The following is a 14602-nucleotide window of genomic DNA, read 5'->3' as shown; positions in this document are numbered from 1 at the left end:
TATAATCATTGTATGTAAGTGAGTTATTAGAGAATAATACTTAACATGCTACTAGAAGTTTTTTATTTGTCATTTTTCAGTTTGTTATTTAGATGTTCGATGTTACTGTTTTATTAAAATAGGTTTTTCGTTGTCTAAATAATTAATAATATAGAATTTGTTATATGTGTTTATTATATTTTTTATTTTTGAAACCGACCATTTATTAATACGTATTTGTAATGCGAATTTAATAAAATATATAGATTGTTATTAACTTTTTTATATAAATTGAAATTTTCATATTTTTTAATGATTTAATAAATCACTACGATTTCTAATTGGAGCTTAGTATGTTTACTCAGCTTATTAATTTAATTGAGTATGTAGGCAATAATAATCAGTTAGTTCGTTCTTGGTTATATATTCGTCAAAAATTACTAAAAACATACTATAATGTAATCGGTATAAAAACTAAAAAAACAATTTTTAGTGTGCTGAATGAAAAAGCGCTAGATACCTTCTGTTATCTTCTATTGGATTATCTTTCTATTGGACACTTTAGTATATATGAACGTATCATTAAAAATTATCAATTGCATTCTGTTACTCAAATGTATAATTTCTTGCAAAAAAATACCGCATGTTTAATGCAATTGTATGATAAATTTTTACATCAACCTATTGATTATAAAAGTTATATGACTTTTAACCATGCCCTTTCTAAAGTAGGTGAGATATTAGAATCTCGATTTGTAATAGAAGATCTACTAATTCAATTTTTTTGGAATAAAAAATCAAAACAAACAGTAATAATTAATAAATCAAAAATTGCTCATCTAGCTTAGATGTTAATTTATTTAAAAAGCTTATTTTTTAAAATCATTTAATTTTAACGGAATATTTTATTATTTATGTAGTAATATAAGGATATTTAATGTCTTATGGTTTTTAATCAAACATATTGATTTCTGTATTATGCAATCTATCTTTAAATAAACTCTACTTCAAATATCATAATATCTTGTCCGAGTATCCATGATTGTGCTGAAAGTGTCATTTTTACAATTACAAAATTTCTATCAGTGGTCAAAATACCTGCAAAGAATCAGTACAATTCAACGGTTTGATTTATATAACTTCTTACTAGTCCACTAGTATTTAATCTATAATTTTCCCTCAACTCTGGAGAAGCATACTATCCCCCTTAATTTAGGAAAATTGCCATGTTTGTTGCTAAAAAATCTCGTCGCCAAAAACGCGCTCATGCACAAAAGTTTATTCATTCTTTACGAGGTATCGCCTTTCCTAATTCTAAACGTATTTGGATTACTGGCAGTAGGCTAGATATTCGAGTACCTATGCGTGAAATTGAACTAAGCGCTACTTATATAGGTGGTACTAAAGACAACCCTGTATACGAACAGAATGAACCTATAATTCTATATGATACTTCTAGTGTTTACGGTGATTCTGATGCAAAAATTAATATATATCAGGGATTAACTAAAACTCGTCATAATTGGATTATTGAGCGTAACGATAGCGAAGTGATTGAAGAGCTGAGTTTTACTTACAGCCAGAAACATTTTATGAATGAAAAAATAAAAAATTTGCGTTTTCAAAATGTACCCAATGTCCGTCGCGCTAAGGTAGGCAATGGCATAACTCAATTACACTATGCACGAAAAGGTATTGTTACACCAGAAATGGAATTTATCGCACTACGTGAAAATATGGCACGAGAACGTATTTGTAATACAGTACTACTCAAACAACATGCTGGCTATTGTTTTGATATAAATATGCCTAAAAATATTACACCGGAGTTCGTACGACAGCAAGTAGCATGTGGACATGCTATTATTCCCTGTAACATTAATCATCCAGAATTAGAACCAATGATTATTGGTCGTAATTTTTTAGTGAAAGTTAATGCGAATATTGGTAATTCTGCTGTTAGTTCTTCTCTTGAAGAAGAGATTGAAAAATTAGTTTGGGCAATACGTTGGGGTGCTGATACAGTCATGGACTTATCTACAGGACGCTATATTCATGAAACACGTGAATGGATTTTACGGAATAGTCCAGTACCCATTGGTACTGTTCCCATTTATCAAGCATTAGAAAAAGTGAATGGTATAGCTGAAGATCTTAATTGGGACGTTTTTCGTGATACTTTATTGGAACAAGCTAAACAAGGCGTTGATTATTTTACTATTCATGCTGGTGTTTTATTAAGTTATATATCAATGACTAACCACCGTTTAACTGGTTTGGTATCACGTGGTGGTTCAATTATGGCAAAATGGTGTTTGTTCCATAATAAGGAGAATTTTTTATATCAAAATTTTCATGATATTTGTAAAATTTGTTCTATTTATGATATATCATTATCACTTGGTGATGGGCTACGTTCAGGATCTATTCAAGATGCTAATGATCAAGCACAATTTTTAGAGTTGCATACATTAGGTGAATTAACTAAGATTGCCTGGAAATATGATGTACAAATTATGGTCGAAGGTCCAGGTCATATACCAATGCAGATGATCCGTCGTAATATGACTGAACAACTGCAATGTTGTCATGGAGCGCCTTTTTATACTCTTGGTCCCTTAACTACAGATATAGCACCGGGGTATGATCATTTTACGTCTGGTATTGGCGCTGCAATGATAGGTTGGTTCGGTTGTGCTATGTTATGCTATGTAACACCTAAAGAACACCTTGGATTACCTAATAAAGAAGATGTTAAACAAGGTCTAATTACTTATAAAATTGCTGCTCACGCGGCGGATTTAGCAAAAGGTCATCCAGGTGCACAAATCCGCGATAATGCTATATCGAAAGCACGTTTTGAATTTCGTTGGCAAGATCAATTTAACTTAGCTCTTGATCCTGATACTGCACGTCTTTATCATAATGAAACGTTACTAAAAAATTTAAATAAAGAAACGCATTTTTGTTCCATGTGTGGTCCGAAATTTTGTTCAATGAATATTACCCATAAAATACGTAAAATTTCTACCTTTCATCACTCTGATAATAATACTAAAATAGATACAGATGTATAAAACTATTCATAAATCAAGGGATAAATATGACTCCTACTTTTCCTAGCACATCGCTAAAATTAGGATTATATCCAATTGTAGATAACTTAAAATGGATTACCAGATTGCTGAATTGTGGTGTACGTACTCTTCAATTACGTATTAAAAACGTTAAAAATCAATATATTGAAAATATTGTGCGTAATGCCATCATTTTAGGAAAACAGTATGGTGCTCGTCTGTTTATCAATGACTATTGGAGTTTAGCAATTAAATATCATGCTTATGGTGTACATTTAGGGCAAGAAGATTTAGACAATGCTGATTTACATGCCATTAGCCAAGCAAATTTAAGATTAGGTATATCCACGCATAATAATCATGAAGTAGAGCGTGCATTAACGATATGTCCTTCCTATATTGCATTAGGACATATTTTCCCCACTCAAACTAAAGAAATGCGCTCATCTCCACAAGGCATAATAGGACTTAAAAACCACTTGATGCATCTTCGAAATATATCGACTGTTGCTATTGGTGGTATTTCAATGTCCAATGCATCTGAAGTTTTAGACACAGGTGTAGGTAGTATTGCTGTAGTAAGCGCTATTACTCTTGCCCCTAATTGGTATAATGCAACACAACAGCTAATTATATTAGTAAAAAAAAGCCAGTTTTCTTCTAAAAATAGAATTATTTCAAACTATACAGAATGAACTGTATATAAGAATATAATGTGATACCCTCCTCTACTAATATTTACTAATACTAATTTTTAGTAGAATTTTCAAAAAAATTTAGGAGGGTTTTTATTAAAATAAATATATACTATATATGATAATGTAATTATTGTTGGTTTGTATTACTGTCTTCTACACTACCTAAACTAATATTTAACAACTCTGTCAAATTTGCGGAGGCTTCGTCTACCGTTAGCTGTGATATTGCATCTTCTTCATCAGAAACTTCACGAAGATGTATACGATCCTGATGATAAGCATACCCAGTACCAGCTGGGATCAAACGTCCTACAATAACGTTTTCTTTCAAACCGCGCAGTTCATCACGTTTACCTGATATAGCTGCTTCGGTTAATACTCGAGTGGTTTCTTGAAATGATGCTGCAGAAATAAAAGATTCAGTTGCTAAAGATGCTTTTGTTATACCTAATAAATCACGTGTATAGGTTGCCACTACTTTGTTATCTGCTTCTAAATCACGATTGGCAATTTTAATGCGAGAAACCTCTACCTGTTCACCTTCTAAAAACTCGGAGTTACCAGGATTTACAATAGTTGCTTTGCGTAACATTTGACGAACGATGACTTCAATATGCTTGTCGTTAATTTTAACACCTTGTAAACGATATACTTCTTGAACTTCATTGGTAATATACCGTGTTACAGCATGCACTCCTCGTAAACGTAAGATATCGTGCGGAGACTCAGGTCCGTCAGATATAACATCACCACGTTCTACACGTTCACCCTCAAATACATTCAGTTGTCGCCATTTAGGGATCATTTCTTCGTGGGAATCGCTACTGTCAATTGGTGTAATAATTAAGCGACGCTTACCTTTTGTTTCTCTTCCAAAGGAAATCATACCACTTATTTCTGCTAAAATAGCAGGTTCTTTAGGACGACGTGCTTCAAAAAGATCGGCTACACGTGGAAGACCACCAGTAATATCTTTAGTACCAACAGATTCTTGTGGAACTCGTGCTAATACATCACCTGAGCTAATTCTGACTCCGTCTTCTAGTTGCACAATTGCTCGACCAGGCAAAAAGTACTGTGCAGGCATATCAGTTCCTGGAATAAGAACATCATCACCTTTAACATCAATGATTTTTAAGGCAGGACGAAGATCTTTTCCACCACCAGTACGTTCTGCAGAATCTAGTACTACAAGCGACGATAAACCTGTAAGATCGTCGGTTTGACGAATAATAGTTTGACCATCAATCATATCAATGAAACGAATGAATCCAGATACCTCACTAATTACTGGCATGGTATGCGGATCCCAGTTTGCTATAATTTCTCCTGCTGTTGCTTTTTCATTATCACTTTTTACCATTACTGCACCATAAGGTACCTTATAACTCTCTTTAGTGCGACCAAAATTATCGATCATTTTTAGCTCGACGTTACGCGAAACAATAATTAATTTTCCAACAGAATTAGTAACTGATTTTGCATTGATTAGTTTGATAGTACCTTGATTTTTTACTTGTATACTAGACTCAGCAGCTGCACGCGACGCTGCACCACCTATGTGGAATGTCCGCATTGTTAACTGAGTACCTGGTTCACCAATAGACTGTGCTGCAATGACACCTATAGCTTCGCCTTTATTAATAATATGCCCACGTGCTAAATCACGACCGTAGCAATGTGCACAAACACCAAAATCCGTTTCACAACTAACAACAGATCGAACTTTGAGAGCATCAACGGAATGTTTCTCTATAGCATCACACCAAGATTCATCAATCAAAGTGTTACGTGGCATTAGAATATCCATCGTACCTGGTTTCAATATGTCTTCTGCTGTTACACGTCCCAATACACGTTCACGTAGAGATTCTTTAACATCACCCCCTTCTATAACAGGAGTCATCATAATACCCTCGACGGTATTGCAGTCATCTTCAGTGACTACTAAATCTTGTGCTACGTCGACTAATCGACGTGTTAAATATCCAGAATTTGCTGTTTTCAGAGCAGTATCAGCCAAGCCTTTACGTGCACCATGAGTTGATATAAAATATTGAAGTACATTTAGACCCTCTCGAAAATTTGCAGTAATAGGTGTTTCGATAATTGAGCCATCTGGTTTAGCCATTAAGCCACGCATTCCAGCTAACTGACGAATTTGTGCAGCAGAACCACGTGCACCTGAATCAGCCATCATATGAATGCTATTAAACGATACTTGTTTTTCTTCTTTTCCATCACGGTTAATTACATTTTCAGTTTGTAAGTTATCCATCATTGCTTGAGATACACGTTCATTTGCTGCAGCCCATATATCGATAACTTTATTATACCTTTCACCTGAAGTTACTAAACCAGATTGAAATTGTTTTTGAATTTCAGCGACTTCTACCTCTGCTTCGGTGATAATTTCTGCTTTTTTCTCTGGAATTACCATATCATCTATACCTACAGAAGCACCAGAACGAGCAGCGTAAGCAAAACCAGTATACATGATTTGATCAGCAAAGATAACAGTAGCTTTCATACCTAAAACTCGATAACAGCTATTTAGCATTTTAGAAATAGCTTTTTTGCCTAATGCTTCATTAATAATAGAATAAGGTAATCCTTTAGGTACAATCATCCATAAAATCGAACGACCTATAGTCGTTTCAATCAAGCTGGTTTTCGGAACTAATACATCTTCCGAATCTTTAATATACTCTGTTATACGTACTTTAACGCGAGCATGTAGTTCAGCCTGACCACTGCGATATAGACGTTCAGCTTCTTTTGGACCAGTTAGCAACATACCTTCCCCAGATGCATTTACTTTATGACGTGTCATATAGTATAGACCTAAGACAACATCTTGAGAGGGAACAATAATGGGTTCACCGTTTGCTGGTGATAAAATATTATTTGTGGACATCATCAACGCACGTGCTTCCAACTGAGCTTCTAGAGTTAATGGTACATGAACAGCCATTTGGTCACCATCAAAATCCGCATTGTAAGCTGCACATACTAAGGGATGAAGTTGAATAGCTTTACCTTCAATAAGAACAGGTTCAAAGGCTTGAATGCCCAAACGATGCAAAGTAGGTGCTCGGTTTAGTAGAACGGGATGTTCGCGTATAACGTCGTCAAGAATGTCCCATACGACTGCTTCTTCACGTTCAACCATTTTTTTTGCTGCTTTGATAGTTGTAGCTAAACCACGTAATTCTAACTTACCGTAAATAAAAGGTTTAAATAATTCAAGAGCCATTTTTTTTGGTAGACCACATTGATGTAGACGCAAGTATGGACCAACCGTAATTACAGAACGACCAGAATAATCCACACGTTTGCCGAGCAAATTCTGACGAAAACGTCCTTGTTTTCCTTTAATCATATCTGCAAGAGATTTTAAAGGACGTTTATTAGAACCCGTGATAGCACGACCGCGACGACCGTTGTCTAAAAGAGCATCAACTGCTTCTTGCAACATACGTTTTTCATTGCGAACAATAATATCAGGTGCTGATAAATCTAATAGGCGTTTCAAGCGATTATTACGATTAATTACACGACGATACAGATCATTTAGATCTGAAGTGGCAAAACGACCGCCATCTAGTGGTACTAACGGACGTAAATCTGGCGGTAAAACCGGAAGAACATTCATGATCATCCATTCTGGTTTATTGCTGGATTGTATAAACGCTTCTACTAATTTAATACGTTTGGTCAATTTTTTACGTTTAGTTTCGGAATTAGTTTCACTTAACTCTTTATGAAGAGTTTCACATTCTTGCTCTAAATCCATATTTTTTAATAATATTTGTATAGCTTCTGCACCCATTTTTGCTTCAAATTCGTCACCAAACTCTTCCAAAGCATCGAGATATTGCTCTTCGGTTAAAATCTGACATTTTTCTAAGTTGGTTAAACCACCTTTGACAACAACATAAGATTCAAAATACAATACGCGCTCAATATCACGTAAAGGCATATCCAGTAATAAACCAATGCGAGAAGGAAGAGACTTGAGAAACCAAATATGTGCAGTTGGTGAAGCTAATTCAATGTGTCCCATACGTTCACGACGTACTTTAGTTTGAGTCACTTCAACACCACATTTTTCGCATATTACACCACGATGCTTGAGACGTTTATATTTGCCACATAAGCACTCGTAATCCCTTACTGGTCCAAAAATGCGTGCACAGAACAGACCATCGCGTTCTGGTTTAAAAGTACGATAATTGATGGTTTCTGGCTTTTTAACTTCACCAAAAGACCAAGAACGTACCGTATCTGGTGAAGCCAAAGAAATTTTAATTACATCAAATTCTTCAGCCTTATCTTGTACTTTTAGAAATTTAAGTAAATCTTTCACGGATTAGCTCCCGTCTGAGGAGAACTCTTAGGGCACATACTCGAATAAGGTACAGGTATGCGCACCGTAAACACTACTTTCGAGCATCTATTCGCTTTTTAGCTCGATGTTAATAGCCAGAGAACGAATTTCTTTCAATAGGACATTAAAAGATTCTGGCATGCCTGGTTCCATCTGATGATTAGCATCTACAATGTTTTTATACATTTTTGTACGACCGTTAACATCATCAGATTTAACAGTTAGCATTTCTTGAAGCGTATAGGATGAACCATATGCCTCTAATGCCCACACTTCCATCTCACCGAAGCGTTGTCCTCCGAATTGCGCTTTGCCACCCAAAGGTTGCTGAGTTACTAAACTGTAAGAACCAGTAGAACGTGCATGCATTTTATCATCTACCAAATGATTCAATTTCAGCATGTACATGTAACCTACCGTTACTTCACGTTCAAACTTTTCGCCAGTACGACCATCAAATAAGACAATCTGACCAGAAGAAGGTAAAGAAGCAAGTTTTAATAATTCCTTAATTTCATTTTCTTTTGCGCCATCAAACACTGGTGTTGCAATTGGCATACCTTTTTTCAAATTTTCTGCTAAACGTAATACTTCATCATCGGAAAAAGTAGTTAAATCAACTTTCTGTTGAATTTCAGTTCCTAGATTATAAGCACGTTGAATAAAATTACGAAGGTTAGTAATGTGTTCTTGTTTTTTAAGCATCAGATTGATCTGATCACCAATACCTTTTGCTGCCATACCTAAATGAGTTTCGAGAATCTGACCAATATTCATACGTGACGGTACGCCTAGAGGATTTAATACAATATCGACTGGTACACCATATTCATCATAGGGCATATCTTCAATCGGATTAATCTTAGAAATAACACCTTTATTCCCATGACGACCTGCCATTTTATCACCAGGTTGAATTTGACGTTTAACTGCTAGATAAACTTTAACAATTTTCAGTACACCTGGTGCTAAATCATCACCTTGAGTAATTTTAAGGCGCTTGGATTCAATTTTTTTTTCAAATGTATGTTTTAGCTCAGAATATTGTTCGAACAATTGTTTAAGTGTATTCTGTTTATCTTGATCTGTTACATGTAATTCTACTAAAGATTTACAAGGTAATTTATCAAGATTATGCTCTGCTATACCAGCAGCGATTAACACGCTTTTTATGCGATTTAACAATTCAGATTCAAGTATTTGTAATTCTTCAGAAAGATCTTTTTTAATTTGTTTTAACTGCATTTCTTCTATTGCTATTGCACGTTTATCTTTTTCTACGCCATCACGCGTAAATATCTGTACATCAATAATAGTGCCACATAATCCATTTGGTACTCGCAGTGATGAATCTTTTACATCAGAAGCTTTTTCGCCAAAAATTGCACGTAATAGCTTTTCTTCTGGTGTTAATTGAGTTTCTCCTTTGGGCGTAACTTTACCAACTAGAATATCGCCACCATTAACTTCCGCCCCGATGTATACAATACCAGATTCATCTAATTTTGAAAGAGCTGCTTCGCCTACATTAGGAATATCAGCGGTAATTTCTTCTGCACCTAGTTTAGTATCACGCGATACACATGCTAGTTCTTGAATATGGATAGTAGTAAAACGATCTTCATGTACTACACGTTCAGAAATAAGAATAGAATCTTCAAAGTTGTAACCATTCCATGGCATGAATGCTACACGCATATTTTGACCAAGTGCCAATTCACCAAGGTCAGTAGAAGGACCATCTGCTAATACATCACCACGCTCTATCGGTTCGCCTAAAGAAATGCTAGGGGTCTGGTTGATACAGGTATTCTGATTAGAACGAGTATACTTAATTAGATTGTAAATATCGATACCTGCTTCTCCCGGATATACTTCATTTTCTTTAACTTTAATTACGATACGAGCAGCATCAATATATTGCACGATACCACCACGTTTGGCGATTACAGTTACTCCAGAATCAATTGCAACTGTACGCTCCATACCTGTCCCAACTAATGGTTTATCAGCGCGCAATGTAGGAACTGCTTGACGCTGCATATTTGCACCCATTAGCGCACGATTTGCATCATCATGTTCCAAAAATGGAATTAATGAAGCACCAACAGACACCACCTGTTGTGTAGAAACATCCATATAATCCACTTGCATCCGATTAAATAAACTTGATTCACCTTTACTGCGGCAGATAATCAATTCATCAACAAAGGTACTGTTTTCGTCCAAAAGAGCGTTTGCCTGAGCAATAACATAATTACCTTCTTCAATAGCAGAAAGATAATGAATTTTCTGAGATACTATCCCATTTGTAACACGACGATACGGCGTTTCTAAAAAACCATATTCATTTGCTTTTGCATATACAGACAACGAATTGATTAAACCAATATTAGGACCTTCTGGTGTTTCGATTGGACACACACGACCATAATGTGTTGGATGTACATCTCGTACTTCAAATCCAGCACGTTCACGAGTTAGACCACCGGGTCCTAGTGCAGAAATGCGACGTTTATGTGTAATTTCAGACAATGGATTATTTTGATCCATAAATTGTGATAACTGGCTTGAACCAAAAAATTCTTTTACTGCTGCAGAAATAGGTTTAGCATTTATCATATCTTGCGGCATTAGAGTATCAAGGTCGCCTAAAGAAAGACGCTCTTTTACAGCACGTTCTACGCGAATTAACCCCATTCGGAACTGATTCTCTGCCATTTCACCTACAGATCGAATACGACGATTTCCAAGATGATCAATGTCGTCTACCTCACCTTTGCCGTTACGAATATCTATAAGCTTTCTCATTACATCAATGATATCTTCTTTACTCAGGACACCAGAACCTTGTATTTGTTCACGCAATAAAGAACAATTAAATTTCATACGCCCGACTGAAGAAAGATCATAGCGGTCTATTACAAAGAAAAGATTATCAAATAAATTCTCTGCTGCTTCACGTGTGGGTGGTTCACCGGGACGCATCATCCTATAAATTTCAACTAATGCACTAAGTCGATCATAAGTTGGATCAATATGTAAAGTTTTAGAAATATATGGACCGTAATCCAAATCATTAGTAAATATAGTGTGAATATATTTATGACCAGATTCTTTTAATTTATCTAGCAATTCTAATGATATTTCCATATTTGCTGAAATAATCAACTCGCCGGTGTTATGATCTATATAATCGTAAGCAACTATTTTACCGATAATATAGTCTATCGGTACTTTGATTATCTTAATATTATCTTTTTCTAATTCACGAATATGTCGTGCCGTAATACGACGGCCTTTTTCAACATAAATCATTCCATTAGCTTCGATATCAAAGGAAAGTGTTTCACCACGAAGACGTTCAGGCATGAGTTCCATCTGCAATTTATCATCATGAAATTCAAATTTCACTTTTTCAAAAAATAAATTGAGAATTTGTTCAGTAGTATAATCCAATGCACGTAAAATTATACTAGCTGGCAATTTACGACGTCGATCAATACGAACAAAAAGATTGTCTTTCGGATCAAATTCAAAATCTAACCATGAGCCGCGGTAAGGTATGATACGTGCGTTATACAGTATTTTACCTGACGAGTGTGTTTTACCTTTATCACTATCGAAAAATACACCAGGACTACGATGCAATTGAGAAACTATCACACGTTCAGTCCCATTAATAATAAAAGTACCGTTGTCAGTCATGAGCGGAATTTCACCCATATATACTTCTTGTTCTTTAATATCTTTGACAGTACTATCTGGTATTTCACGCTCATAAATCACTAGACGTAATCTTACACGTAACGGTGCAGAATATGTGATGCTGCGAGTTTGACATTCAGCAACGTCAAACACAGGCTCACCTAAACGATAGCTTACATACTGCAATTCAGAGTTACCGTTATAGCTTATAATTGGAAATACAGAACGGAAAGCTGCTTCTAGACCATATTGACCATCTGGATCTTGCTCAGTAAATTTTTGGAATGAATCAAGCTGGATAGACAAGAGATAAGGCAAATCCAAAACTTGTTTACGTTTACCAAAATCTTTACGAATACGTTTTTTCTCGGTATAGGAGTAAACCATAGGGTTCCTCAGTTAACTGACAAGTTGAACTAGACTGTCCATTCTGCAGGGACAGTGCATGCAACACTAACAGTATTTAATTTTCGTTCCAATCTATAACTGTCTTTAAATAAGATCTGTTTAATATCATACCTCTTAACTATTATTTCCTCGTTTTGAAAATCCTCATATAAATCAACACTTCTTTGATAAAAAAATACAAATTAATTCATTTATAATACAAAGATATCAAAAAGATAAAAGTAATAAAAAAGCTCTTTTTCTTATTAGTGAAAAAGGCTGGTGATTTCTAGCCACCAGCCATTAATTCTTGATTACTCAGGTTTCAAAAAATAAGTTGTCTTACTTAACTTCCACTTCCGCACCAGCTGCTTTTAAAACAGTTTCTAAAGCTATTGCATCCTCTTTACTAATTCCTTCTTTAATAGCAACAGGTGCTGCTTCAACTAAGTCTTTAGCTTCTTTTAGACCTAAACCAGTTGCGCTGCGTGCAGCTTTAATTACTGCAATTTTGTTCATACCAGCAGCTTTCAAAATAACGTCAAATTCAGTTTTTTCTTCTATTGGTTCAGCTGAACCAGTCGCTACAGCAGCTGCGGACGCTGTAGCAGAAACACCAAATTTTTCTTCCATAGCAGAAACTAGCTCAACTACTTCCATGACAGACATAGCAGCTACAGCTTCCAAAATTTGATCTTTGGTTAAAGACATGACAATTGTTCCTAAAATTCGGTAGAAGGTATACTTTTATCTAAGTAAATTAAGAAAAACCTAGTATTAAGTTATTTATTTAGCATCATTCACAGCCACCAGCATACGAATAAGTTTACCTGCAGCTGCTTCTTTCATTGTCATTAATAGACGTATGATTGCTTCTTCATAAGTTGGTAATGCTGCTAAAAGGTCAATTTGTTCAGCAGAGATAAGCTTACCTTCAAAAGCTGCGGCTTTAATCTTAAAGTGTTCGTTTGTTTTAGCAAACTCTTTGAACAAACGAGCAGCAGCACCAGGATGTTCCATACAATATGCAATGAGGCTTGGACCAACAAAGGTATCTTGTAGACATTCAAACGAAGTTCCTTGAACAATCCGATTTAATAGCGTGTTACGAATAACACGCATATAGATGCCTTTTGAACGACCCGCTTTACGTAATTCTGTCATTTTATTAACACTGACGCTACGAAAATCGGCGATAACTGCTGAAACCGCCTCTTTAGCTACTGCGCTAACTTCAACAACTATTGCTTGTTTACCTTGAAGGTTCAGTGTCATTCGGTTGATCTCCTGGATTTAATAGGAAAAATTTTTAAATTTTAAATCTGTCACTTATTTAAAGTAACAAGCTTTAATTACAAGGTAAGCAGATCCAGGCAGGAAATGAACCTTATTTTAGTATTATTACCAGCTACGCAGAATATTTAAATCAATATACGCCATTAGCAATGTATCTAAAAAAATAAGTATTTTTCCTGCAAACTCAGATATCAAAGCTAGGACGAGATAGAGCCCTAGCTAAAACCTCAATTACTGAATTGTAGAATATTTAAGTTTTATAAGAAAGACTACTATAAATTTGATTTCTATATTTGAGTATTCAAGCAAAAAAGAAGATCTATTCTAAATAAATTATTTTAAATTTACAATAAATAAATTAACTTGCTACTATATTTAAAGAGTTTTGTTCGATAGTAAGACCAGCCCCCATGGTACTAGAAACACTAATTTTTTTGATATAGGGACCCTTTGAATGTATTACTTTTGTTTTTTTCAATGCATTTAATAAAGTTTCTAAATTTTCTTTCAATTTTTCAGTACTGAAATTTATTTTTCCGATCGTAGCATGAACTATGCCATTTTTATCGTTACGATAACGAATTTGACCAGATTTGGCATTTTTAACAGCTTCAGCGATATTAGAAGTTACAGTACCCTGTTTAGGGTTCGGCATTAGTCCACGTGGTCCTAATATTTGTCCAAGCTGACCAACAATGCGCATTGCGTCTGGCGAAGCAATAACAGCATCAAACTTTACATTACCTTTTTTTATGATCTCAGCAAGATCTTCCATGCCTACTAAATCGGCTCCGGCAGCTTTAGCAATCTCAGCAGTGACTAATTGCGTGAAAACAGCTACTCGTACTAAACGACCAGTCCCATGTGGAAGTACGATTGCACCGCGTACGTTCTGGTCTGATTTGCGAGCATCAATACTAAGATTAACAGCAACGTCTATGCTCTCTACAAATTTGTTAGTAGCTAGTTCTTTAAGAATAAAGATAGCTTCATTTATATCATAATGCTTAGTTGTGTCAATTGTATCATGAATGACACGCATTCGTTTAGTTAACTTAGCCATTCCT

Annotated in this window: 7 protein-coding genes and 1 pseudogene; 3 read left to right on the top strand and 5 right to left on the bottom strand. The window is 35.2% G+C overall.

Annotation, left to right across the window (positions count from 1 at the left end; genetic code table 11):
- Positions 1-332 precede the first annotated feature (332 nt).
- From BMSBPS_RS02655 to thiE, 3 genes and pseudogenes are all read left to right on the top strand, one after another.
- The gene (locus tag BMSBPS_RS02655; RefSeq protein WP_022564054.1) at positions 333-827 is read left to right on the top strand and encodes an Rsd/AlgQ family anti-sigma factor; all 495 of its coding nucleotides are present in this window, start codon (positions 333-335) and stop codon (positions 825-827) included.
- Between the two features lie 378 nt (positions 828-1205).
- A pseudogene (gene thiC, locus BMSBPS_RS02650) lies at positions 1206-3002 on the top strand (phosphomethylpyrimidine synthase ThiC); the annotation flags it as partial.
- Positions 3003-3082: 80 nt separating this feature from the next.
- Entirely contained in the window at positions 3083-3751 is a 669-nt protein-coding gene (gene thiE, locus BMSBPS_RS02645) for a thiamine phosphate synthase (RefSeq protein ID WP_022564052.1), read from the top strand.
- 130 nt (positions 3752-3881) lie between these two features.
- On the opposite strand, the gene rpoC is transcribed toward thiE, so the two are convergent.
- The 5 genes from rpoC to rplA form a co-directional block, all read right to left on the bottom strand.
- Positions 3882-8123 carry a DNA-directed RNA polymerase subunit beta' gene (gene rpoC, locus BMSBPS_RS02640; RefSeq protein ID WP_046201152.1) on the bottom strand — a complete coding sequence of 1414 codons (4242 nt, stop codon included), beginning with the start codon at positions 8121-8123 and terminating at the stop codon, positions 3882-3884.
- 87 nt (positions 8124-8210) lie between these two features.
- Positions 8211-12239: a DNA-directed RNA polymerase subunit beta gene (rpoB, locus tag BMSBPS_RS02635; protein WP_022564050.1), complete on the bottom strand. Its 4029-nt coding sequence runs from the start codon at positions 12237-12239 to the stop codon at positions 8211-8213.
- Between the two features lie 342 nt (positions 12240-12581).
- A complete protein-coding gene (gene rplL / locus BMSBPS_RS02630) occupies positions 12582-12950 on the bottom strand; it encodes a 50S ribosomal protein L7/L12 (protein ID WP_022564049.1) in 369 nt (122 codons plus the stop codon).
- A 75-nt stretch (positions 12951-13025) separates the two neighbouring features.
- A complete protein-coding gene (rplJ, locus tag BMSBPS_RS02625; protein WP_022564048.1) occupies positions 13026-13514 on the bottom strand; it encodes a 50S ribosomal protein L10 in 489 nt (162 codons plus the stop codon).
- A gap of 379 nt (positions 13515-13893) precedes the next feature.
- Positions 13894-14598, bottom strand: a complete 705-nt coding sequence (gene rplA / locus BMSBPS_RS02620; RefSeq protein ID WP_022564047.1) for a 50S ribosomal protein L1 — start codon at positions 14596-14598, stop codon at positions 13894-13896.
- Positions 14599-14602: the final 4 nt, after the last annotated feature.

It is taken from the genome of Candidatus Pantoea carbekii, from assembly GCF_000971765.1.
GTDB lineage: Bacteria > Pseudomonadota > Gammaproteobacteria > Enterobacterales > Enterobacteriaceae > Pantoea_A > Pantoea_A carbekii.
Note: the sequence above shows the minus strand (reverse complement) of the source record. Positions and strands in the feature narration are given on the sequence as shown.

What these genes read in the sequence shown, in the direction of transcription:
- BMSBPS_RS02655 (WP_022564054.1), top strand. Translation starts at nt 333, where the DNA reads ATGTTTACTCAGCTTATTAATTTAATTGAGTATGTAGGCAATAATAAT.
- thiE (WP_022564052.1), top strand. Translation starts at nt 3,083, where the DNA reads ATGACTCCTACTTTTCCTAGCACATCGCTAAAATTAGGATTATATCCA.
- rpoB (WP_022564050.1), bottom strand. Translation starts at nt 12,239, where the DNA reads ATGGTTTACTCCTATACCGAGAAAAAACGTATTCGTAAAGATTTTGGT.
- rplL (WP_022564049.1), bottom strand. Translation starts at nt 12,950, where the DNA reads ATGTCTTTAACCAAAGATCAAATTTTGGAAGCTGTAGCTGCTATGTCT.
- rplJ (WP_022564048.1), bottom strand. Translation starts at nt 13,514, where the DNA reads ATGACACTGAACCTTCAAGGTAAACAAGCAATAGTTGTTGAAGTTAGC.
- rplA (WP_022564047.1), bottom strand. Translation starts at nt 14,598, where the DNA reads ATGGCTAAGTTAACTAAACGAATGCGTGTCATTCATGATACAATTGAC.